The organism is Paenibacillus sp. FSL H3-0321, from assembly GCF_038002865.1.
Taxonomy (GTDB): domain Bacteria; phylum Bacillota; class Bacilli; order Paenibacillales; family Paenibacillaceae; genus Paenibacillus_AQ.
The window spans coordinates 3,536,712-3,558,190 of the sequence record NZ_JBBODH010000001.1 but is presented as its reverse complement, the minus strand read 5'-3'; the positions used below and the strand labels follow the sequence as shown (position 1 = coordinate 3,558,190).

Here is a 21,479-nt window from a genome sequence, read left to right as displayed (position 1 = left end):
AAAAGCAGCGGAGGGGAAGTTTGGAACTGTAGGAGCGACAGCGACCGCCTTTGTCTACGGATTTCTACCGCTAAGAGCGGTATTGTTCAAGAAATCTGTAGACAACAGCGGCCGGAAGTCCAAACATTCACCGCAGTTGCGTTCTATGCCGGATCGGTAAATCTAAAGTTCAACTTATGTAGCTGAATTTGATAGAATGCAAGAGAAGATGTACTGCACAGCCGCATTCTGATTGGAATCACAAAATTACAGCGCTGCCGGAGTACCGGAAGCAGCATGGTGGGAGAGTGACTAAGAATGAGTAAGCTAACGCAAGCGGAAAAGGATTCTTTGACAGGGGCAACGGAAAACCGTTCAGCGGAACTGGAGGATCAGGGGGCTGCTCCTGCCAAGCTGGGTGCGGTATTCCCGTCCTACGCCAGATATGACATCAGTCTGGTCAAGGGCAAAGGCAGCTGGGTATGGGATGATCAGGGCAATAAATATCTCGATTTCATGTGTGGTCTGGCTGTGACCAGTCTGGGGCACGCTCCGGAGAAGGTTGGCGCGAAGCTGAAGGCGCAGATTGATACGCTATGGCATGTGTCGAACCTGTTCCACATTCCGGGCCAGGACCGGGTAGCTGCGCTGCTTACGGGCAACAGCTGTGCGGATCAGGTGTTCTTTTGCAACAGTGGAGCAGAAGCGAATGAGGCTGCGATCAAGCTGGCCCGCCGCTATCACCAGAAGGTAAAGGGCACGGGGCGTTATGAGGTTATCACGTTCGAACAATCCTTCCATGGCCGCACATTGGCGACACTTACGGCTACCGGCCAGCAGAAGGTTAAAGAAGGCTTCCTGCCGCTTCCGGCAGGCTTTAAGACGGTGCCTTTGCATGATCTTCCGGCGCTTAAGGAAGCGATCTCCGAGAATACCGCAGCCATTATGCTGGAGATGGTGCTGGCGGAAGGCGGCGTGCTTGAGGTGCAGCAGGAGTTCCTGGACGCAGTGGTGGAACTGTGCAAGGAGCATGGTCTGCTGCTGATCGTCGATGAAGTGCAGACCGGCATGGGCCGTACCGGCAAGCTGTTTGCACATCAGCATTACGGCATTGAGCCGGATATTTTCACTTTGGCCAAAGGTGTGGCCAGCGGTTTTCCGGCGGGGGTTATGCTGGGCAAAGGCTATTTGCGCGAAGCCTTCAGCCCGGGCAGCCATGCGAGCACCTTCGGGGGCACGCCGCTTGCCGCAGCGGTAATGGAAGCGACCATCGAGACGATGCTCGAAGATGAGCTGCCGCAGCGCGCAGCCGAAATGGGCCGGTACCTCACCGGATTGCTGGGAGAGAAGCTGGCAGATACGCCGTTTGTGAAGGAGATTCGCGGCAAAGGCTTGTTGATCGGCATCGAATGCCAGTCGCCGGTAAGCGATATTGTGCTGGCCGGACAGAAGCAGGGATTGCTGTTCGTACAGGCCGGACCGAATGTGATTCGGCTGCTGCCTAATTTATATGTAAGCAAAGAGGAGATCCACCAGGCGGTGGACATCCTTTCCGAACTAATTCATACTTATGCTAACAAAGAAAACGGGGAGGCAGGTTCATGAGCCAGGGTGTACAAAACGCTGCGAATACAATCGCACAGCAGCTCAAAGGCCGTGATTTACTGGAGCTGAACGATTACAGTCCGGAAGAAATCACGTATTTGATCGATTTGGCCATCGAGCTGAAACAGAAGCAAAAGAACGGCGAGGTCTACCAGCCGCTAAAGGGCAAGACGATCGGGCTGATCTTCGAGAAATCCTCGACCCGCACACGGGTTTCATTTGAAGTGGGAATGTATCAGCTGGGCGGACATGCGCTTTTCTTAAGCAAAAATGACATTCAGCTTGGACGCGGAGAAACGGTCGGGGATACGGCGCAGGTAATGTCCCGTTATCTTGACGGCATCATGATCCGTACCTTTGGCCATGATAAAGTGGAGGATCTGGCGCGTTATGCCTCAGTCCCTGTAATCAACGGACTAAGCGACCTGGCTCATCCTTGCCAGGTGCTGGCGGATTACCAGACGGTCTATGAGCACAAGGGCAAGCTTAAAGGGCTGAAGCTGGCATATATCGGCGACGGCAACAACATGGCGCATTCCCTGCTGATCGGCGGAGCCAAGTTGGGTGTGCATGTCTCCATCGCCGGACCGGAAGGCTATGAGCCGGATGCCGCTGTCGTCGCGGAAGCGCGGGAGATCGCCAAGGGGACCGGCTCTGTCATCGTCATCACCCGCAGCCCGCAGGAAGCGGTACAGGATGCCGATGTCATCTACACGGACGTGTGGGCGAGCATGGGCTTTGAGGCCGAGCAGCTGGCCCGCGAAGCGGCGTTCAAGGACTACCAGGTCAATGAGGAACTGGTCAAAGGCGCGAAGAGCGACTACCTGTTCCTGCATTGCCTGCCGGCCCACCGCGAGGAAGAGGTCAGTAGCGGTGTAATCGACGGTCCGAATTCGGTCATTTTTGACCAGGCCGAGAACCGCCTGCATGCGCAGAAGGCCCTGATGGCCGCGCTTATGGGCTAATTAATTTAGCCTTAGGTTTAGAGTGAATAAAGATTGATCTTGCAAGGGGCTTGCTTGGTCTTATACTATATAAAACACTATATAGGTTGAACTTAATAAACAGCGTTAGAATTCCGGTGCGGAGCAACGGAGTGAAAGTTTGGAACTGTAGGAGCGATAGCGTCCGCCTTTATAATCAGATTTCATCTGCGAACGCAGACTGAAATTATAGAAATCTGATTATAACAGCGGCCGAAAGTCTAAACATTTCACGCAGTTGCGCCTGATCACCGGAGTTCTATAAGCGAATTTTTGAAGTTCATCCTATACCCCCCCACACGAAAGGAAGTTGCTTCTTCATGGCTAAAGAAAAAATTGTACTCGCCTATTCCGGCGGACTGGATACCTCGGTCATTCTAAAGTGGCTGAAAGAAACCTATGACGCGGAGATCATTGCTTTTACAGCCGATATCGGCCAGAAGGAAGAGCTGGATGGTCTGGAGGAAAAAGCACTGGCGACCGGCGCCTCCAAAGTCTACATTGATGATCTGCGCGACGAGTTCGCGAATGACTTCATCTACCCGATGTTCCAATCGGGCGCACTTTATGAAGGACAGTACCTGCTGGGCACCAGCATTGCCCGTCCGCTGATCGCCAAGCGGATGGTGGACATTGCGATCGCTGAAGGCGCTACGGCCATTGCCCATGGCGCAACAGGCAAAGGCAACGACCAGGTACGCTTTGAGCTGGGTGTAGCTGCACTGGCTCCGAACATCAACGTTATCGCACCTTGGCGGCTCGAAGAGTTCCGCAACCAGTTCCCGGGCCGTGCAGAAATGATCGCTTATGCGGAAGCCAACGGAATTCCGGTACAGGCCTCAGCGGCAAAACCGTATTCCATGGACCGCAATCTGCTGCATATCAGCTATGAGAGCGGCGTGCTGGAGGATCCTTGGTTTGATCCAAGCGCACCGGAGAACAAGGGAATGTTCCTGCTCAGCAACGCGCCGGAGGATGCTCCGGACGAGGCGGAATATTTGGAGCTTGATTTCCTCAAAGGAGATTGTGTTGCGCTGAATGGCGAAGCTTTGACCCCGCTGCAAGTCATGGAGAAACTCAATGAACTGGGCGGCAAGCACGGTATTGGTCGCGTAGATATGGTGGAGAACCGTTTTGTCGGTATGAAGAGCCGCGGTGTGTATGAAACTCCGGGCGGAACGATCCTGTTCACGGCACACCGCAAGATGGAGTCCATCACCATGGACCGTGAAGTGATGAACCTGCGCGACAGCCTCATTACCCGTTACAGCACTTTGGTATATAACGGCTTCTGGTTTGCGCCTGAACGTCTTGCTCTACAGGCTCTGGTCAAAGAAAGCCAGCAGAACGTGACTGGTACGGTGCGTCTCAAGCTCTACAAAGGCAATATCATCGGTGCCGGCGTCAAGAGTCCGGTCAGCCTGTACAACCCGGATATCGCGACGATGGAAGCTGATCCTACACAAGCTTATGACCAAGGCGATGCCACAGGATTTATCCGTCTGAATGCCCTGCGTTTGAAGGTTTCAGCAGGTGTAGCGGAATCCAAGAAGTAGAGTATTTTAACCGCGCGGCGGTATTAGTCAAGAAATAAGTTCAGCTTAATTAAGCAGACATCCGAAGGCCGTTCCTCCCGTCAGGACAGGAGCGGCCCTTCTGGCGTCAACAGAGGAGGAAAAAACAGGTGAGCAAGCTTTGGGGCGGACGTTTTACCAAAGGAACAAACAAGCTGGTGGAGGAATATACGGCTTCCATCGGGTTCGATAAGGCTTTGGCCGAAGAGGATGTGCAGGGCAGTCTGGCCCATGTCACAATGCTGGGCAAATGCGGGATTTTGCCGAAGGACGATGTAGAAACGATCAAGGCGGGTCTGAATAAGGTGCTGGATAAGGTTCGGGCGGGAGAGATTGTTTTTTCCGTAGCGGATGAAGACATTCATATGAATATCGAAAAGAACCTGATTGAGGAAATCGGTCCAGTCGGCGGGAAGCTGCACACCGGACGCAGCCGCAACGATCAGGTGGCGACCGACATGCATCTATACTTGCGCAATCGGGTAGTAGAGCTGGTTGGGCTGCTGCATGAACTGCAGGAAGCGCTGATCGGCCAGGCGAAGGATAATGTGGAGACGATTGTTCCCGGTTATACACATTTGCAGCGGGCACAGCCAATCCTGTTCGCCCATCACCTGCTGGCTTATGTGTCGATGTTCCGCCGGGATGCGGAGCGCCTGACGGACAGCTATAAGCGGATCAATGTACTGCCGTTGGGAGCGGGCGCGCTGGCGGGAACTACATTCCCGATTGACCGCCATTTTGTAGCGGAACAGCTTGGCTTCGACAGTGTGTACGAGAACAGCCTGGATGCAGTCAGCGACCGTGACTTTATCGTTGAGTTTCTGGCGAACGCCTCGTTGATCATGACCCACCTGTCCCGGCTAAGCGAGGAGCTGGTGCTGTGGAGCAGCACGGAATTCAGCTTCGTGGAGCTGGATGATGCCTTCTGTACCGGCAGCAGTATTATGCCGCAGAAGAAGAATCCGGATGTGCCGGAACTGGTGCGGGGCAAAACCGGCCGCGTCTACGGCAACCTGATTGGCCTCCTGACCGTACTGAAGTCTCTGCCGCTGGCTTACAACAAGGATATGCAGGAAGACAAGGAAGGCATGTTCGATACAGTAGCCACTCTTACAGGGGCGCTGCAGCTGTTTGCACCAATGATCTCCACCATGAAGGTGAATAAGGGGCGGATGCGTGAAGCGGTGAATACCGACTTCTCCAACGCGACCGATATTGCAGACTTCCTGGTCGGCAAAGGCTTGCCTTTCCGCCAGGCCCATGAAGTCATTGGCAAAACCGTACTGTTCTGCATTAACGAAGGGAAATTCCTGCTCGATCTGACGCTGGAGGAATTCAAGCAATTCTCGCCGCTGTTCGACGAGCAGATCTATGCAGTCTTGCAGCCGGAAGCAGTGGTGGATGCGCGCAACGTGTACGGCGGCACAGCCACTGTGCAGGTGAAAGCAGCGATTGGACGGGCAGAGGCTTCCTTGCTTGAGGCCAATAAATGGGTAGTGCAGCATGGGAACGCCGCTGAATAGTTAACTTTTGGCCAACGCATCATCGAAAGAGCTTAAATCAAGAAAGACTGTCTTCAGCCGTATCTTAGGATGCGGGAGGACAGTCTTTTTTCTATACTAGGGGAATGTCTCTGCATTGGCAGAGAAAAGCCTATTTCGATAATGGCAGCCAGGCCAGCACATCGCGGATCTTGGTGTCCCAGTAGCCCCATTCATGTTCACCCGGGCCTTCCTCATAAGTGAGGGGCAATGACGTCTTGCTGCAGGCTTCACGGAAGGCCTGATTATCCTCGTACAGGAAATCCTCGGTGCCGCAGCACTGGTAGAGCAGCGGTTTGGGTCCCTTCGAGCCGTCAACTTCTTGAAGCAGCCACAATAAGTTATCCGGAGTGCCTGCGATGTCTTTTTTGCCAAAGATCAGCTCGTACTCTTTACTTTTCTTCGAGGCATCTTCCGAGTTCAAGAAATGATGGGCCATATCGAGTGCCCCCGACAGACTTGCAGCAGCGGCAAAAACCTCCGGCTTGCGCAGACCCAGCTTGATCGCCCCATAACCACCCATTGAGAGGCCAGCCACGAAGTTATCCTCACGTTTCGCTGACAACGGGAAAAAGGAGCGCGCCAGCGCAGGCAATTCCTCACTGATAAACGTCCAGTAATTGCCCCCTGAGGCCATATCCGTATAAAAGCTGCGATGTACCTGCGGCATAACCACAGCAATCCCCAGTTTCGCTACATACCGTTCGATTGAAGTCCGGCGCAGCCAGATGGAGTCATCATCAGACAAGCCATGCAGCAAAAACAGCGTCGGGTGAAGATCACCCCGTTTTACATTGCTGAGCCCGATCTGTGTAGTGGTTTGCTGCGGCAAAATGACAGTCATCGAAGTGTTCAGTCCCAATACTTCCGAATAAAATTTGCAATCTATTAAAGCCATTTATTCACTCCTCCTCTCAGCCAAATAATACCATAGTGCAAATCCGATATACATCCTCGGCGGAGCTTTTTTTGTGCTTGCCGGACATAAATCCGTTTTCATAAGAAGCGGGATTGGGTATTTTAGCTTACGGGACACCGTAAGCTATAAAGCAGCTATCGCTGCAATGGAAGCATTTGAGCTCTGCTAATTTTTAAAGACAATGAAGGAGGCGTTTAAAGGATGAATAAGAAGTGGATGATCGGTTCATTAGCTCTCTCCCTGGGGCTGTTATCTGCGGGAAGCGGGGCACTGGCGGCTTCACCGCCGCTCTCGAATACAGGAGTAAAAAGCGTAGCCGCAGTGGCACCGGGAAAAGAGGGGCCGGCATTGGTCAATAATTTAACAGTCAATAGCGTGGTTCCGCTGGTGGCCCATGCCAAAGCTTTGTATACGTATACGCATCGCGGAGGAAGTGCATATATGCCGGAGCTTTTTCAGTATAATGCTATGGAATACCGGTTTCTTTCCAGTGATCTCGGAACGAAGCAGAAACTGCTCAGTTACATAAAACGTGCGTATACCCACAAGGCGGCAGCTTATTATGTACAGAATCAATTTCTGGAGTATAAGGGGAGAATGGCGCAGGTGAATGCCGACATGGGCAATTTGCTGCAATATGAGAAGGCTAAGGCCAGAATGATCTCAAAAGACACAGCCTCGGCGGTGTTCGAGCTTAGTGTGCCTTATCCCGAGGGCCAGGGACCAAATGAGACTGTAATAGTCAACCTGAAGAAAGTGAACGGGTACTGGAGGATTGACACGTCACCGGACATTCTTTTCTAAGAGGCAGTGAAGTGGGTTTGCTATTCGGGCTGAGGTAGATCTGAAGGGTAGACAACACCGGCGAACTTGCCGTTGCTCGTAATAATAATGCAATCATTTCTCATAGGCTCGGGGCGGTTCATTGCTTCAGCCCGCACGTTGTCTGGGGAGGCGGAGATGTCTGTAATCAGCGGCTTGCAGTTCATCAGCTTGGTTATAGATTCTCTGTAGAAATGATCCATGCCCAAACGTCCGGTGGCTTTCAAAAAGAAGCGCTCGCACATCAGCAGGCCAACAGGTTCATTCACGGAGTTGCAGACGACAATGCATTTGGATTCTGGATGCTGAAACATGACACGCAGCGTTTCACGGCAGGTGCGGGAGGCGTAGACGGCAGGAGCGCTGCGGACGACGGAGGGCAGCCCGGATGCAAGTATTGTGCTCATAGTAATTCATCCTTTCCGATGTTAGTTTACTTTCAGTGTAACGTCTTACCATTAACTGTGGTGGCGCTGTAGATTATCAGAGTGTAAAATGGATATAAACGGGCGTGCAACGAATGCTTCCTTATACTTCCCAAAAAGACGGTCAGAGCATCCGCTGCTGACCGTCTTTTTCGAATTTCCGTAATGTCCGCCAGTAAAGGGAAGGCTCACTGCTGTTGACTGCTGCGTACGCCATCCTCAACCAGTTGCTTTTTGGGTGATTCCGGCAGGGTGGATCTGCTCATGCCGCCGCGGTTGATGGCGATGACCCGTTTTTGCGCCGGATAGACATCGCGTGAGAGCTTTGTCTTCTCTACGGCTTTGCCGTCCTCATAGCGGGTAATATAGGTCTCAACCACATAGCCGGTTTTGCCGTTCTGCAGTACCCGTGTTCCGCCGGGAGGCAGCGAGGAGTCGCCTACATACTTATCGGTCGGCGGCAGCACCTCCACAGTCTGGGAGTGGACAGAATAGGAAACGTTCTTCGGGAACGTTCCGAACAGCTTTACAGTTAAGGTGCGCCCCTGTACCGCAGCTTTAATAATCAAGTATTTACCGGTGTTGTTGCGGAAGCGGAAATTGATGTAGCCCTGGGCGAAAGTTGCATCCTGTCCCTTGGGCAGATAGCTGACCGGCAGCGAATGATTGCGCCGCTCCACAATTTCCAGCCCCGAGCGGAGTGCGGCGTTGTAGAGGGTGCTGGAGACCTGGCAGATTCCACCGCCAGTGCCGGGCTGCAGCTTTCCGTTCACAATGACCGGTGCTTCACGGAAGCCGTATTCAACCTGAGCTTTTTCAATCGCTTTACCGTAATCGAACACAGCGCCCGGCGGGAGCATTGTACCGTTGACGGCTTTGGCGGCGGCTTCTACGTTAAAGGACCGCCCGGGTCCGCTTGTACCGAGTGAAGTGCTGAATTGGGTGATTTTCCGTTCAATCCCCTGGTCTTTCAAAGCCCTAAGTGTGACTGCAGGCTCCTGGACGGCCAACGGCACTTCAAGAGTGATTCCCTTGCCCTGCAAAGAATCTACGGTACTGAGTCTGGTTGGCAGGGCTGCCCGGAGGGCAAGCTCCAGTCCGTGCCAATCCACCTCGTAGGAGGTCTTCTCTGGTGTATAGACTACCCGGTCATCCTCAGTAATCCGCCGCGTGGCGTCAACGGGAATGCCAAAAGACTCTCTTTCCCAGGCCGGGCTTAAGCTGTTCTGGAGTTGGCTGATCTCCAGATGGGCACCGAAGCTCCAGCTGCGGGGGAAACTCCGGCGGGCGCGCACCCGGTCCAAGAGTCTTCCTTCTGTCAGCTCCTTCAGTCCCCGGAGGAAATGTTCCGCTTCGTAGGTCATTCCCGCTTGCTTCAGCGTGAGGGTCAACTCCGTATTACCCTCCGCCTTCAGGATAAGAGGGACCGCCTCCAGCGCCTCCAGCCGTGTATTTAATCCGTTGCGGACCTCGCCGATGTCCATTCCGCCGATGTTCCAGCCTGCCAAATAGGTGTCCTCCGGAAGGGTTTTCTGGCTCCCATATAAATGAAGCGCTCCGGCGAAAAGAGAAGCGGCAAGGATGAGCCCGATCAAAGCGATAAGCGCAGCGTGGATTTTTTTCATGAAAATTCTCCTTCTGGGGGCGGATTGGCGCTTGAAGCGGCGCGGGCCATAGTAACAATGCTAGTAGTAACAATGCTTAAAGAACGGTTTCTTTAACCGATATATATGTACAGGGGACAACAATCACGCTTTTATATATGTATATGTGCGGCTCCGGCAAAACTTTCGGGTACTCAATCGGTTACGGATTTGTTACAATAGATACGCCTGCGATAATAATGCAGTTTATGGAAGCTCCCGCTGTTTACTGTCGAAAGGCAGGGGCCGGAGCAATATGTCAGAATCGGGAAGTGATAAGATGATCGAAATGCAGGACGTATGGAAGACCTACCCGAACGGAACCCATGCCCTTCAAGGTGTATCCGTTAAGATCGATCGCAATGAATTCGTTTATATCGTCGGACCGTCCGGCGCAGGGAAATCAACGTTCATGAAATTAATTTATAGAGAAGAAACTCCGACCAAAGGACAGATATCTGTAGGCGGGTTTAATATAGGTAAGCTCAAGCCGCGCAAGATCCCTTATGTCCGCCGTAATATCGGCGTTGTGTTTCAGGATTTTCGCCTGCTGCCCAGGCTGACAGCTTACGAGAATGTCGCTTTTGCTATGGAGGTTATTGAAGCACCGAAGAAGATCATTAAGAAACGTGTCAATGAAGTGCTCGACCTGGTAGGTCTCCGCAGCAAAGCGGGCCGTGAGCCTTCGCAGCTGTCGGGCGGGGAGCAGCAGCGGATCGCGATTGCCCGGGCCATCGTCAACAATCCTTCCGTTATTATTGCGGACGAGCCTACCGGCAATCTGGATCCCGAGACCTCATGGGGAATTATGCAGCTTCTTGACGAGATTAATTTTCGCGGCACGACCATTGTAATGGCTACCCACAACAGAGATATTGTCAACAAAATGCGTAAGCGGGTGCTGGCTATAGAGAACGGTAACATTGTTCGAGACCAGGTGAGAGGGGAATACGGTTATGAGTTTTAAGACCTTCTTGCGGCATGTGCGGGAAGGCTTCAAAAACGTATTCCGCAACGGTTGGATGTCGGTGGCTTCCATCACATCCATTGTCGTCTCTCTCTTCGTCCTAGGCGTATTTATATTGCTAGTGCTTAATGTTAATTCCGTCGCAGACAAGGCGGACAGCCAGGTGCAGATCAATGTGCATTTAGCGCTGAATACGGATCAGAAGATGCGTGAAACGGTGGAGAACGAAATCGGCAGCATGCCGGAAGTCAGCAAGGTTGAGTTCGTCTCCAAGGAGCAGGGGCTAAAGGAATTCCGCGAAGATATGGGCCCGGATGCCGCCGAGCTTTTGGAAGGTTTTGATGTAGATAATAATCCGCTGCCGGACAAGCTGCTGGTGGAAGTTATCGAACCCAAAACCGTTCCTTTTGTCTCCGGAAAGATTGAAGCACTCAACAAGACCCACAAAGAGCAGCCAATCTTTAAAGTAAACTATGGCAAAGGATCGGTAGAGACGCTGTTCAAAGTAACGCGTGCTGTGCGTAACATCGGCTTTATTTTTGTGGCAGGGCTTGCGCTGATGTCGATGTTCCTGATCTCCAATACGATCCGGGTGACCATTCTTGCCCGCCGCAAGGAGATTGGCATCATGAAGCTGGTGGGTGCGACGAATTATTTTATCCGCTGGCCGTTCTTTATTGAAGGTGCGCTCATTGGTCTGATCGGATCGCTGGTTACCTCAGGTGCCCTCTACGTCGGTTACACTGGTCTCGTGGCTTCCGTACAGGGAGATCCGATGCTTGGGCTGAAACTTGTTCCCTTTGAGGATATTTGGTTGATGCTCTGCGGGCTGCTGGTTGGCCTGGGAGTGCTGATCGGTGTGTGGGGAAGTACCGTGTCGATACGCAAGTTTTTGAAAGTATAAGTCTTCATTCAATACTACTAAAATTACGAAACGATAATATTTGAGAATAAAGGATGGGGAGTGCGAGTTGAAGAAGATTGCCGCCGGATTAGCCGCTGCACTGCTGGTTGTCACTTTAGTAGGACCCTCTGACGGATATGCCAAGAAGACAAGTGTCGCTGAAATTGACAAGCAATTGAAGAAGCTGCAGCAAGAGGTGCAGACGGCCAAGGCTGCACAGGAAAAAGCGGAATCACGCAATCAGGAAGCCCAGCACTATAAGAACAAGACAACGCTTAATCTCCAGAATGTGCTGGAGCAAATAGAACAAGTGAAAGGCGAAATGAAGACCACCTCCGGCAAAATCGCCAGCACCGAAGAGTCGCTTAATGTTACCGCGGCCGAGCTGGATGAAGCAGAAGCGCGTGTAGCTTCCCGGGAGAAATTGCTGGAATCGCGCGTTCGGCTGATGTATACAGATGGGGCGGTATCGTACCTTGATGTGCTGCTGTCTTCAAAGAGCTTTGCGGATTTTCTCGACCGGGCCGATTCGCTGAAGATGATTGTGGATCAGGATCAGGATTTGCTGGTGCAGCACAAAGTGGACAAGCAGACCGTTATTGTGAAAAAGCAGGAGCTTGAAGGGCAATATGCCCAGGCCAAGCAGTTGTACACGAATCTGGAATCCCAGCGCAGCGTGCTTAAGGAAAGAGAAGCGCAGAGACAGGAACTTATTGCTTATTATGACAAGGAAATACAAGACACGGATGATATCAGTGAAGAGCAGAACGCCAAGCTAGTGCAGCTTGCCAGTGAACGTTCCGCTTTGGAAGTGCAGAAGGATAAGATTAAGGCTGAAGAAGCGGCACGCAGGGCAGCAGCAGCGAAAGCGGAGGCGGCCCGCAGAGCGGCGGCAGCGGCAGCTAGAGCTAAGGAGGCTGCGAGCGCTAGCAGCTCCAGTTCTAGCTCTAGTTCCAGTTCTTCAGAATATGTTGGAGGCAGTGGTCCTTTCCTGATGCCGGTAGGCCAGGCACGTATTTCTTCTCCTTTTGGTCCTCGTACCCATCCGGTGACAGGAGAGGTTGGTAAAATGCATACGGGTGTGGATTTTGCAGTTCCGCAGGGGACGAGCATCCATGCAGCGGACTCCGGCACCGTTATTATTGCAGAATGGTGGAGCGGTTACGGAAACTGCGTAATTATTGACCACGGCGGCGGTGTCTGGACATTGTATGGACATATCCGCGAAGGCGGCATTAAGGTGAGAGAAGGCGAAAAGGTAGAACGAGGCCAAGTAATTGCTGAATCGGGATCGACAGGTCGTTCAACGGGGCCCCATCTGCATTTTGAAGTCCGGATTGATCAAAAAGCGGTTAATCCAATGCCTTATCTCTAATTTTTAGCACTAATAAATATAAATTCGTTATACGGCATATACTGGGAGAGATACCGTTCTTTCCTGGACGGACTAATGTGGGTTTTACGAGATGGACAAGAAGGGACGGTGGGAACGTTATGTTAAAGAAAAGCACAGCGGCCTTTATGATCGTCGCCGCCTTGCTGTGCGGCAGCCTGCTGACCTTAGGCGTAACCGGATATGTGCAAGTATTTGGACAAGCCGCAGGCGAAGGCCTGGCGGCGTCGGTGCGGCCGACCGGTGGCCTGGAGGACAAGGAGTCACAGAAGCTTGGAACCGCTCTGAGTTTGATTGAGGGCAATTATTACGAGACTGTGGACCGGGAAAAGCTGATAGATGGTGCGGTCAACGGTATGATGGAAGCCCTGGGCGACCCTTATTCCAACTATATGGGCAAGGAAACGGCAGAGAAGTTCGAGGAGAGTATCGAAGGCTCCTTCTCGGGAATCGGTGCGGAAGTTTCCTCAGACAACGGCAAGGTAGTGGTGGTGTCCCCAATTAAGGGCTCACCTGCCGAAAAAGCCGGAATTCAGGCCAAGGATGTTATCCTGTCGGTGAACGGAGAGTCGCTGGAGGGGTTGGAGCTGAATGCAGCTGTAGCCAAGATACGCGGCCCGAAAGGCAGCGAAGCCACGCTTCAAATCCAGCGGGCAGGTTCTGCAGTGCCGCTGAAATTTGTAATTACCCGTGCTGACGTGAAGCTGGAGACTGTGTATGCGACCATGGAGAAGAACGGGGTGGGTGTTATCGAGGTGACCCAGTTCTCCATGAATACCGCTGAGCGCTTCAAGACAGAGCTGGCTAATCTGGAGAAGCAGGGCATGAAGGGACTTGTCCTTGATGTCCGCAACGATCCCGGGGGTGTACTGCAAAGGGTCATTGAGATGGCAGAGCAGTTCGTACCGTCCGGCAAAACGATTGTCCAGGTCGAGAATAAGGACAAAACGCGCGAGGTCAGTACCTCAAAGGGCTCAAGCAAGAAATACCCGGTAGTCGTGCTGATGAACAAAGGCAGTGCAAGCGCATCGGAGATTCTTGCCGGGGCATTGCAGCAATCGGCCGGGGCCAAGCTGATCGGTGAAAATTCATTCGGCAAGGGCACGGTGCAGACCAGTTTTGAAAAGGAACTCGGGGATGGCAGTCTGCTCAAGATTACCATTGCCAAGTGGCTGACGCCGGATGGCACCTGGATTCACGGCAAAGGAATTAAGCCGGATATCGCGGTATCCCAGCCTGATTACTTCTCGGTGGCGCCTATTAACAAAAGTGTGGCACTGCAATACAACATGAACAGTTCCGATGTGAAAAGCGCACAGACGATGCTGGAGGGTCTGGGCTACAAGCCGGGCCGCAAAGATGGATATTTTGATGCAGGCACGAAGGAAGCAGTCAAGAAATTCCAAAGCACGGCGAAGCTGAAATCGACAGGTGTCATTGACGCCAAGACAGCAGAAGCCATGGAGCTGGCGCTGATCAAGGTTATTCAGGACCCGGTCAATGATAACCAGCGGAACAAGGCAATCGAAGAGATTCAGAAGGAAATTAAGGCAACAGCGTCGAAAAAGTAAGAAGGCTGAATTCAGCCTTCTTTTTTTCTATGACGGGTAGATGATACTGAATTACACTGCAATAGGAGTCAAGCCAGGGAGATAAGGAGTGTGACGAAGTCTTTGAATGTGATGACGGAACTGCTTACAAGCTGGGGGAATGCGGTCATACATCTGCTTCTTCAGCCTTACTACTATATCGCACTTATATTTATAGCACTGTATTACCGCAGGCAGGTTGCACTGGAGCGGAAGCTGATTCATGTGAAGCAGCATAGCTGGGGGCGGGAAACATGGCGGACGATCTGGAGCGGGCTGGTCATGGGGCTGCTCGTCTCGCTTGCCGCGATCGCGCTGGGCATTTCACTGCCCGGGGCTGCGGTAGCCCTCATCTGGGTGGTCAGTCTGGTATTGATGTTGTTCCGTGTGCGGTTTTTATGCTTCGCCTATTCCATAGGCTTGCTGGGAGTTGCGCAATTTGTGCTCTCCTTCTTCCCGGATAGCCTGCAGAGCGGAGGCTTAAGCACCTTCGCCACGGCGCTGCGGGATATGGATATCCCGGCGCTGCTGGTGCTGGCCGCGTTGCTTCATCTCGCGGAAGCGCTGTTGGCGCGCTGGCAGGGCGCGCGCCTGGCAACCCCGCTCTTCCTGGCAGGGAAGCGCGGCAAGGTCGTCGGCGGCTATCAGCTGCAAGCCTTCTGGCCGCTGCCGTTGTTCCTGCTGATTCCCTCAGGCGCGGGAATCGGCGACCTGCCCTGGCAGCCGCTGCTGGGCGGCGGCCTTGGGCTGGTCTCGCTGCCGGTGATCATCGGCTTCAGCGAGATGACCCAGAGCATGCTGCCCGGGCGCAAGGCGGCCCGCACGGCAGGACGGCTGCTGTTATACAGCATCGTCCTGCTGGGCATCAGCCTGCTTGCGGCCTGGTGGAGCCCGCTGACCGTGCTCGCGGCGCTCGCCGCTGTTCTGCTGCACGAAGGCTTAAGCTGGTACAGCGCTCTGGAGGAGCGCAGTACCAGTCCCATCTTCGTGCATCCCCCGGCCGGCCGCAAGGTGCTTGCCGTGCTGCCGGACAGCCCCGCGCAGGAGATGGGCATCCTGCCGGGCGAGATTCTGCTGAAGGTCAACGGGGTCCTGTTGACCGAAGCGGCGCAGCTGCATGAAGCGCTGCGCATGAACCCGGCGTTCTGCAAGCTGGAGGTCAAGAACCGGGAAGGCGAGAGCAAATATCTGCAGCGGGCGATATATGACGGCGACCATCACCAGCTCGGGATGATTTTGGTGCCGGAGCCGGATGAATTGCGTACTGCTGAGGCCAAACCTTCCAGCATCTTCAGCATCATCGGAATGAAGACCGGAACCCGTCGCCGCAGCCTTCCGGCAGATAGACTCAAGCGGACCAAACCTGCCGGAGCTGAACCCAAACAGGAAAACGCCGGAGGCTGACCTGCTGCAGAATTCGCAAGTGGTTGCATCCACACCATCAACTAAACCAATAAAAAGGCCTGCATTCCCGCGTAACTGCGGGAGGCAGGCCTTTTTCTAATTGTACTGAGTATATCTATGTATTCCTATCCATAGAGAAAGCCGGGAACAACTTTCTGTCTGCGAACTACTTCTCCGTTCCACAACCGTTCTCTGTAACGTAATCCCGGCTGGCCATCACTTCTCCTGCTGGTTTTTCAAATAGAATATTGCAATCTGTGTCCGGTCGCGCAGTCCGAGCTTACTGAGAATATCGGTAATGTAGTTTTTCACGGTACCTTCACTTAAGAACAGCTTGGCGGCAATTTCTTTATTGGTAAGACCTTCGGCAATGGAAGCAACGACGGCCAGCTCTGCTTTGGTTAGGCCGAAGGATTCCAACGGCCGGCCCTGTACGGCTTCTGTACGTGAGGCGGGCTGCAGAAATCCGGCCATTTTGCGGGCGATGTCGGGATGGATCAGCATGTTGCCTTCATGCACCGTCTTAATGCCCTGGATGATGCGGTCCGGCGGGATGTTCTTGAGCAGATAGCCGCTGGCGCCGTTACGGAGTGCCTCAATGATATATTCATCATCATCAAAGGTGGTCAGCATGAGTACGGAGATATTGGGATAAGTCTCCTTGACGAGACGGGTGCCCTCCACGCCGGAGCAATTCGGCATTCGGATATCCATTAGTACCACATCTGTTTGCGGCAGCGACTGCAGCAAGGCTAATGCTTCATTGCCATCACCTGCTGCGCCAACAACCGCAATGTCGGGGTCCAGACCTACCAGCACTTTAAGGCTTTCACGGATAAAAGAGTCATCGTCAACAATTACTACATTAATCATAGCGGGCAAACTCCTTATCTCTAATTTATGATCCTACGGTTCTTCATGCAACGTTACCTAATCTCCGCCTGCCTATAAACCGGCAGACGGGTAATTGCGGTGAATTGCGGCTCCGTACGCAGCTCCAGTGTTCCGCCAATCAGGTTTGTCCGCTCGGTCATGCCTTTCAGGCCCATGCCGCCGCTGCCCTGCATTCTTCGCAGCTGGTCGCCTTCGGGCCGTTTGCCATTATTGCCAACCTCCATCTTAACCTCTTGCTCACTATAGGACAGTGTGATCCATACTGCCGCTGCTTTTCCGTGCCTTAGGGCGTTCGTGATGGCCTCCTGGGCATTTCTATAAAGTACGACCTGGGTACTTGGGTACAGCGGATAAGGATACCCATGAATGGAATACGTAGTTTCAATACCCGTATCCCGCCCGATTTCTTCCAGCAGGCGGTCCAGGGCATAAGCTCCTTCAAGCTGCGGCGCATAATTAATCCGTCTTACGGCAGCGCGCATATCGTCCATGCTGGCCGCGAGCTGATCGCGGATCTGGTCCATCATCTTCATTCCGGATTCAGGAGCAGCCGGCAAGGTATGAATGGCAGCTTCAACCATCATTTTGACCCGGATCAGCCTGTGGCCGATATCATCATGAAGCTGGCGGGAAATCCGTACCCGTTCCTCCGATTGTGCGGCATTCTCTACCTGAGAGGTGAACTGCAGCAGCCGGCTACGGGCTTCTTCCAGCTCAAAATGCTTGCGGCGCAGCTCATCATAGAGAAACTGCGTTTCCTCGCGGCCGCGGCCGGTCCGCAGCAGCAGCACATTGAGAAAAACGGCCAGCAGGAAAGTAAGATTCATCACTCCCCATTCGACAGGTGTTGATTGACTGAAGGCGATATTCAGGACAGCCAAATGAACGTAGGTGAACACGACGGATACCGCCTTTGACTGTTGACGTGAATAATGCAGCAGCGCTGAGATGGCCGGGAAAATCATCAGTGTACCGTACTGGCGGCATAGCCAGGCCGTGAAGAGCAGTTCTATACAGGACAGCAGCGGCAGTGATTTCGGCAGCCGGTACTCAAGCGTCACCACAAGCAGCAGCAGCAGGAAATGCAGGGTGAATAATTCATAGTCGGCATAGTCGTAGACGTATATAGTGATCGCCGCAGGGAGCAGAATGAGGCCGTAACGCAAAGAGTTCAGTTCTTTAATCAATAGAAGTCATCCTTTTTTTCAATGGAATGCCCGAATCTATCATGCTATTTGTTCTTATATTTATCTTAGCATATTCCCCGGCCATTTCAGGAGATGACTTTAGTCACCCCAGAAGATGACCTTTCGTACCTTCGGTGATGTTGTTGGCGCGTTACAATAAGAGCATAGAGATTGAGGAACAGGGGAGATGAAGAGATGACACTTGCGGTACTCAGTAATGTAGTGAAACGGTACGACCAGAAATTAACGGTAGATCATGTGAATCTGAACATCGAGGAAGGCGAAATTTTCGGTTTGCTCGGCCCAAACGGCGCCGGGAAAAGCACAACCATCAGTATGATTTGCGGCTTGCTGAAGCCTGACGGCGGCGAGATTATCATCGACGGGCTGTCAGTGGCAGCAGCTCCGCTAGAGGTGAAAAAAAGAATCGGTCTGGTTCCGCAGGAACTGGCCTTGTATGAAACGATGACGGCTGAGGAAAATGTGAGATTTTTTGGCAAGCTGTATGGCCTGCGCGGCAAGCTGCTGAAAGAACGGGTGGAAGAGGCGCTGGAATTCACCGGACTAAGCGACCGGACGAAGGATAAACCGGCCACCTTCTCCGGGGGAATGAAACGGCGGCTGAACATTGCCTGCGCGATTATGCACCGCCCGAAGCTGATCATTATGGATGAGCCTACGGTAGGTATTGATCCCCAATCGCGCAATCATATCCTCGAGTCGGTTAAGACGCTGAACAAGCTGGGGTCGACCATCATTTACACCAGCCATTACATGGAGGAAGTCGAAGCGATTTGCGACCGTGTAGCAATCATGGATAAAGGTCATGTTATTGCCTGCGGCACAGAGAAAGAACTGCGGGAGAAGGTTGCCCATGAAGAGAAAATTGTCATCAAGGCTGTCAATATCTCGGCTGCCCTGATTAAAGAGCTTAGTCTTCACCCGCGGATTAACCGCGTCAAGGAAGTGGAGCAGGCGGTGGAGCTGTACCTTCCATCCTCACAGAGTGAGCTGCAGGACATTTTGTTTATCTTTTCCAAGCATGAGGGGATTATTGTCTCCCTGCATATCGAAGAGCCGGATCTGGAGATGCTGTTTCTGAGCCTGACCGGACGGACCTTGCGCGATTAAAGGAGGGGGAACCTGAAATGAACATTTTGATAATTGCGGTGTACGAACTGCGCAGGTTGACCCGTTCACGGTGGGTGCTGATGATTTTGTTCCTGCTGCCGCTGGTGCTGATCTTCCTGCTTGGCGCGTCGCTCTCCGGGGTAGTGGGAGACAAAGAGGCTGAAACTATCGACCCGGTTAAGGTAGCTGTAGTGAATGGTGGTGGGACAGGAAGTTCCAAGATGATCAAGACTTTTCTGGATTCAGCCGAAATCAAGGATTATATTATTCCCCAAGAGGCCAAAACCAGACAGGAAGCAGAGAGCGGGCTGCGGTCCGGGATCTACGGCTATGCGGTGATTGTGCCGAAAGAATTTGACAGTGGAGTACAGCGCGGGGGAAAGGCTGAACTGGAGTTCATTCTTGGTAAAGACCGGATGGATAACACCGTTGCCGGAACAGCCTTTGACAATTTTCTCAGCATCATGAATTACAAGCAGGCTGCAGCGATGACCCTAGGCCCGGAAGCAGTTGCCGCCGCAGCTGATTCTCATCAAGAAGGGACAGCCGTAAAGCTTGGGGATTTGAGTAAAGGGGGAAGAACTTACACAGCCTCGCAATTTTATGCAGCCTCAATGCTGTTGATGTTTCTGCTGTATAGCGGCCTTACGGTGACTCATTCGCTGTTCAGCGAGAAGGACAATCACACGCTTTACAGAATCAACTCCATGCCGGTTAAAGGGTCGGATTTGTTTATAGGAAAAATGCTGGGCATTGCGATTGTCACCATGCTTCAATGTGCGGCCATCATTCTGTTGTCTTATTGGCTGTTCGGTGTGTATTGGGGCAATCGTCCGGGTCTGCTGGCGCTGTTCTGCCTGCTGATAATCCTCGCTTCCCTGACCATTTCTGTAATTGCGTGCATGTTCAGCAAAAAAGAGACGGAAGCCACGAGTATCATCAATGTCATTACAGTAGGCATGACCTTTCTTAGCGGAGGCATGGTTCCGCTTCCTGATTCCTGGGTGAACAGTATTGGTGCGTTTACGCTTAATCATTGGACGCTGCAAGCCGTAATCCGAATGATGCTGCATTCAGATTTAGAGCAGATTCTGCCGAATTTATGGATGATGCTGCTGATCTGCCTGATTCTATTCAGTGCGGCAATTCTCTCATACCGGAAGGTGGGGTACCATGAATAACATATTTACGATTGGCCGGAATATGGTCAAGCGAACGATAGGTTCCCACAAAGGGCTGCTGCTGCATATCCTGTTGCCCTCTTTAGTGGTAGCCGGTATTGTCTCCGTTACCGGCGGCATGGAAGATAGCGCGGCGGTTCTGCTGTATACCAGCAAGGATACCGGAGCAGCCGGGAATCATCTGATTGTTGAACTGGAGAATAGCGGGGATTACAAGCTTGTTGAGCGCAGCGATGAGGCTGATTTGAAGGAAGGTGTCACCTCGCAGGACGGTGCGGCCGGATTGTGGATTCCGGAGGGCTTTACCTCGGGAATTCTGCAGGGGAAAGCGCCGCAGCTCACCGTATATGAGCTGAAGACGACAGAGGATTCTATACTAATCAAGATGAAAACCGATGCTATCGCTGTAGAAATGCTGTCAACCGCAGCTACGGTGAGAAAGGCTTCTGCAACCGGGAGTACGGATTCGGAGGAGAGATTCACCGCGATTCTGAAGCAGGCGGAAGAGCATAATGTAGGCAGTATCCGAACCGACTATAATCTGTACCCGCGGCAGACACTGGGTGTTATTACAGGTATGACACTGATGTTTCTGATGAGCCTCGTGACCAGCAGCGTGTCGCTGATTATGGCGGACCGCAGAGGGCGGACGATGATGCGGATGTTCAGCGCACCGGTACGATCCTATGAAATTGCGCTCGGCAATTTCCTCGGCAGCTTTATGGTAGGGCTGATCCAGATCGCTGCTGTGCTTGCACTGGGCAAGTGGGTGCTCCGTTACGACTATGAGGTGCCGATGTATTTATATTTCCTGGTCCTCGCTGCATTCATGCTCGTATCCATGGGAATTGCCGGTACTGTGGCGGGGCTGATCCGCAACCCGAACAATACCGGGATGCTGAATACGCTGATCCTTACACCGACCTGCATGCTGGGCGGCTGCTTCTGGCCACTGTCCATCATGCCGGATTACATGCAGAAGGCGGCCAATTTCACGCCGCAGAAATGGGCGATTCAAGCGGTGGACATCGCCGCAGCCGGTGGAGGTTGGGATGAGCTGTGGCTGCCCTTTGCCATTCTGGGCCTGATGGCCGTTATTCTGCTGGCCATCGGCTCCGCGATTCTTCGCCCTAATGAAGCGGGGATCAACGCGTAGGAAGAATGAACTGTAACACAAAGCCTTTATTTCTCACAGCAGCAGAAGAGGGACTGCTGCTGGCGGGGGATAAAGGCTTTTCGTTCTAAAGAATCCTTTGATTACCCAATATTCCCCATAAAAAGAGTTGCTAAAGTTATGATGGAAGCGGTATCATTAAATCTTGCGAAGCAAGTTTT

Annotated in this window: 18 protein-coding genes; 13 read left to right on the top strand and 5 right to left on the bottom strand. The window is 52.7% G+C overall.

Features of this window, described 5'->3' with window-relative positions; all coding sequences use genetic code 11:
* The first annotated feature begins 297 nt into the window (after nucleotides 1–297).
* From MHI45_RS15745 to argH, 4 genes are all read left to right on the top strand, one after another.
* Nucleotides 298–1,584, top strand: coding sequence for an aspartate aminotransferase family protein (locus tag MHI45_RS15745; protein ID WP_038597298.1), 1,287 nt, complete (start codon nucleotides 298–300; stop codon nucleotides 1,582–1,584).
* Nucleotides 1,581–2,549 (top strand): ornithine carbamoyltransferase, encoded by a 969-nt coding sequence (gene argF, locus MHI45_RS15740; protein WP_076109615.1) that lies wholly within the window; start codon nucleotides 1,581–1,583, stop codon nucleotides 2,547–2,549. Before MHI45_RS15745 ends, argF begins: the two co-directional genes overlap by 4 nt.
* 338 nt (nucleotides 2,550–2,887) lie before the next feature.
* Nucleotides 2,888–4,123, top strand: a complete 1,236-nt coding sequence (locus tag MHI45_RS15735; protein ID WP_038597293.1) for an argininosuccinate synthase — start codon at nucleotides 2,888–2,890, stop codon at nucleotides 4,121–4,123.
* Nucleotides 4,124–4,251: 128 nt separating this feature from the next.
* Nucleotides 4,252–5,667, top strand: a complete 1,416-nt coding sequence (argH, locus tag MHI45_RS15730; RefSeq protein WP_076109614.1) for an argininosuccinate lyase — start codon at nucleotides 4,252–4,254, stop codon at nucleotides 5,665–5,667.
* Nucleotides 5,668–5,797: 130 nt separating this feature from the next.
* Here the strand turns inward: argH and MHI45_RS15725 are convergent, their stop codons facing one another.
* The gene (locus MHI45_RS15725; RefSeq protein WP_076109613.1) at nucleotides 5,798–6,583 is read right to left on the bottom strand and encodes an alpha/beta hydrolase; all 786 of its coding nucleotides are present in this window, start codon (nucleotides 6,581–6,583) and stop codon (nucleotides 5,798–5,800) included.
* 222 nt (nucleotides 6,584–6,805) lie between these two features.
* Between MHI45_RS15725 and MHI45_RS15720 the strand changes: the two genes are divergently transcribed.
* Nucleotides 6,806–7,408 (top strand): DL-endopeptidase inhibitor IseA family protein, encoded by a 603-nt coding sequence (locus MHI45_RS15720; RefSeq protein WP_076109612.1) that lies wholly within the window; start codon nucleotides 6,806–6,808, stop codon nucleotides 7,406–7,408.
* 20 nt (nucleotides 7,409–7,428) lie between these two features.
* On the opposite strand, the gene MHI45_RS15715 is transcribed toward MHI45_RS15720, so the two are convergent.
* Both MHI45_RS15715 and MHI45_RS15710 read right to left on the bottom strand, forming a co-directional pair.
* The gene (locus tag MHI45_RS15715; protein ID WP_076109611.1) at nucleotides 7,429–7,833 is read right to left on the bottom strand and encodes a hypothetical protein; all 405 of its coding nucleotides are present in this window, start codon (nucleotides 7,831–7,833) and stop codon (nucleotides 7,429–7,431) included.
* 206 nt (nucleotides 7,834–8,039) lie between these two features.
* On the bottom strand, nucleotides 8,040–9,476 hold the full coding sequence (locus MHI45_RS15710; protein WP_076109610.1) for a VanW family protein: 1,437 nt from the start codon (nucleotides 9,474–9,476) through the stop codon (nucleotides 8,040–8,042).
* 298 nt (nucleotides 9,477–9,774) lie between these two features.
* Between MHI45_RS15710 and ftsE the strand changes: the two genes are divergently transcribed.
* From ftsE to MHI45_RS15685, 5 genes are all read left to right on the top strand, one after another.
* Nucleotides 9,775–10,461 (top strand): cell division ATP-binding protein FtsE, encoded by a 687-nt coding sequence (gene ftsE, locus MHI45_RS15705; RefSeq protein WP_038600957.1) that lies wholly within the window; start codon nucleotides 9,775–9,777, stop codon nucleotides 10,459–10,461.
* The gene (gene ftsX, locus MHI45_RS15700; RefSeq protein WP_076109609.1) at nucleotides 10,451–11,365 is read left to right on the top strand and encodes a permease-like cell division protein FtsX; all 915 of its coding nucleotides are present in this window, start codon (nucleotides 10,451–10,453) and stop codon (nucleotides 11,363–11,365) included. The genes ftsE and ftsX overlap by 11 nt, the downstream gene beginning before the upstream one ends.
* Before the next feature lie 67 nt (nucleotides 11,366–11,432).
* Nucleotides 11,433–12,740, top strand: a complete 1,308-nt coding sequence (locus MHI45_RS15695; RefSeq protein WP_076109608.1) for a murein hydrolase activator EnvC family protein — start codon at nucleotides 11,433–11,435, stop codon at nucleotides 12,738–12,740.
* Between the two features lie 119 nt (nucleotides 12,741–12,859).
* Entirely contained in the window at nucleotides 12,860–14,329 is a 1,470-nt protein-coding gene (locus MHI45_RS15690; RefSeq protein ID WP_076109607.1) for a S41 family peptidase, read from the top strand.
* 111 nt (nucleotides 14,330–14,440) lie between these two features.
* Nucleotides 14,441–15,751 carry a PDZ domain-containing protein gene (locus tag MHI45_RS15685; RefSeq protein WP_076109724.1) on the top strand — a complete coding sequence of 437 codons (1,311 nt, stop codon included), beginning with the start codon at nucleotides 14,441–14,443 and terminating at the stop codon, nucleotides 15,749–15,751.
* A gap of 216 nt (nucleotides 15,752–15,967) precedes the next feature.
* On the opposite strand, the gene MHI45_RS15680 is transcribed toward MHI45_RS15685, so the two are convergent.
* The gene (locus MHI45_RS15680) at nucleotides 15,968–16,624 is read right to left on the bottom strand and encodes a response regulator transcription factor (protein WP_076109606.1); all 657 of its coding nucleotides are present in this window, start codon (nucleotides 16,622–16,624) and stop codon (nucleotides 15,968–15,970) included.
* Nucleotides 16,625–16,677: 53 nt separating this feature from the next.
* The gene (locus MHI45_RS15675) at nucleotides 16,678–17,832 is read right to left on the bottom strand and encodes a sensor histidine kinase (protein WP_076109605.1); all 1,155 of its coding nucleotides are present in this window, start codon (nucleotides 17,830–17,832) and stop codon (nucleotides 16,678–16,680) included.
* A gap of 195 nt (nucleotides 17,833–18,027) precedes the next feature.
* On the opposite strand from MHI45_RS15675, the gene MHI45_RS15670 reads away from it, so the two are divergent.
* From MHI45_RS15670 to MHI45_RS15660, 3 genes are read left to right on the top strand one after another with little or no spacing between them, the layout of a single operon-like run.
* The gene (locus tag MHI45_RS15670; protein ID WP_076109604.1) at nucleotides 18,028–18,963 is read left to right on the top strand and encodes an ABC transporter ATP-binding protein; all 936 of its coding nucleotides are present in this window, start codon (nucleotides 18,028–18,030) and stop codon (nucleotides 18,961–18,963) included.
* A 17-nt stretch (nucleotides 18,964–18,980) separates the two neighbouring features.
* Nucleotides 18,981–20,144 (top strand): ABC transporter permease, encoded by a 1,164-nt coding sequence (locus tag MHI45_RS15665; protein WP_076109603.1) that lies wholly within the window; start codon nucleotides 18,981–18,983, stop codon nucleotides 20,142–20,144.
* Complete coding sequence (locus MHI45_RS15660) at nucleotides 20,137–21,300, top strand: ABC transporter permease (protein WP_076109602.1); 1,164 nt, start codon at nucleotides 20,137–20,139, stop codon at nucleotides 21,298–21,300. The genes MHI45_RS15665 and MHI45_RS15660 overlap by 8 nt, the downstream gene beginning before the upstream one ends.
* Nucleotides 21,301–21,479: the final 179 nt, after the last annotated feature.

Excerpts from the sequence above, each read along its gene's own strand:
- MHI45_RS15680 (WP_076109606.1), bottom strand. The coding sequence starts at position 16,624 with ATGATTAATGTAGTAATTGTTGACGATGACTCTTTTATCCGTGAAAGC.
- argF (WP_076109615.1), top strand. The coding sequence starts at position 1,581 with ATGAGCCAGGGTGTACAAAACGCTGCGAATACAATCGCACAGCAGCTC.
- MHI45_RS15715 (WP_076109611.1), bottom strand. The coding sequence starts at position 7,833 with ATGAGCACAATACTTGCATCCGGGCTGCCCTCCGTCGTCCGCAGCGCT.
- MHI45_RS15670 (WP_076109604.1), top strand. The coding sequence starts at position 18,028 with ATGACACTTGCGGTACTCAGTAATGTAGTGAAACGGTACGACCAGAAA.
- MHI45_RS15690 (WP_076109607.1), top strand. The coding sequence starts at position 12,860 with ATGTTAAAGAAAAGCACAGCGGCCTTTATGATCGTCGCCGCCTTGCTG.
- ftsE (WP_038600957.1), top strand. The coding sequence starts at position 9,775 with ATGATCGAAATGCAGGACGTATGGAAGACCTACCCGAACGGAACCCAT.
- MHI45_RS15685 (WP_076109724.1), top strand. The coding sequence starts at position 14,441 with ATGACGGAACTGCTTACAAGCTGGGGGAATGCGGTCATACATCTGCTT.
- MHI45_RS15745 (WP_038597298.1), top strand. The coding sequence starts at position 298 with ATGAGTAAGCTAACGCAAGCGGAAAAGGATTCTTTGACAGGGGCAACG.
- MHI45_RS15660 (WP_076109602.1), top strand. The coding sequence starts at position 20,137 with ATGAATAACATATTTACGATTGGCCGGAATATGGTCAAGCGAACGATA.
- MHI45_RS15735 (WP_038597293.1), top strand. The coding sequence starts at position 2,888 with ATGGCTAAAGAAAAAATTGTACTCGCCTATTCCGGCGGACTGGATACC.
- MHI45_RS15710 (WP_076109610.1), bottom strand. The coding sequence starts at position 9,476 with ATGAAAAAAATCCACGCTGCGCTTATCGCTTTGATCGGGCTCATCCTT.
- MHI45_RS15720 (WP_076109612.1), top strand. The coding sequence starts at position 6,806 with ATGAATAAGAAGTGGATGATCGGTTCATTAGCTCTCTCCCTGGGGCTG.
- ftsX (WP_076109609.1), top strand. The coding sequence starts at position 10,451 with ATGAGTTTTAAGACCTTCTTGCGGCATGTGCGGGAAGGCTTCAAAAAC.
- MHI45_RS15725 (WP_076109613.1), bottom strand. The coding sequence starts at position 6,583 with ATGGCTTTAATAGATTGCAAATTTTATTCGGAAGTATTGGGACTGAAC.
- MHI45_RS15665 (WP_076109603.1), top strand. The coding sequence starts at position 18,981 with ATGAACATTTTGATAATTGCGGTGTACGAACTGCGCAGGTTGACCCGT.